Genomic DNA, 321 nt, shown 5'->3' with positions numbered 1-321 from the left:
ATCCGGGGCTGTGAACTCCAGCGGTATCGAACTGTTGCCGGCGGCATCCACCAGACGCACGTCGAGTGCTTCACCATTGGCCTGGGCAGGCGACAGGGTGAGGCTGAACAGGCCGTCGGCACCGACGACGCCGGTGCCAATTAGGTTGCCGGCAGCATCGCGCACTTGCACGGTAGCGCCGGGCTCGCCGCGACCGGTGAAGGTGACGCCATCGACCAAGGCCAGGTCAGTCGGTTGTGCAGGCGGCAGCAAGTCGGCCGAGGTGACCGAGCCCGGTTGGGATACGTTGCCGGCGGCATCGGTGAGGGTGACTTGCAAGGT

1 protein-coding gene is annotated in these 321 nt (G+C 66.4%); it reads right to left on the bottom strand.

Going from position 1 to position 321, the window contains the following annotated elements:
- A partial coding sequence (locus ACTJJN_RS27080; RefSeq protein ID WP_440781810.1) for an Ig-like domain-containing protein occupies positions 1 to 321 on the bottom strand: 321 nt, incomplete at both ends.

The organism is Pseudomonas sp. 22515, from assembly GCF_052044625.1.
GTDB classification, from domain to species: Bacteria; Pseudomonadota; Gammaproteobacteria; order Pseudomonadales; family Pseudomonadaceae; genus Aquipseudomonas; species Aquipseudomonas alloputida.
Note: the sequence above shows the minus strand (reverse complement) of the source record. Positions and strands in the feature narration are given on the sequence as shown.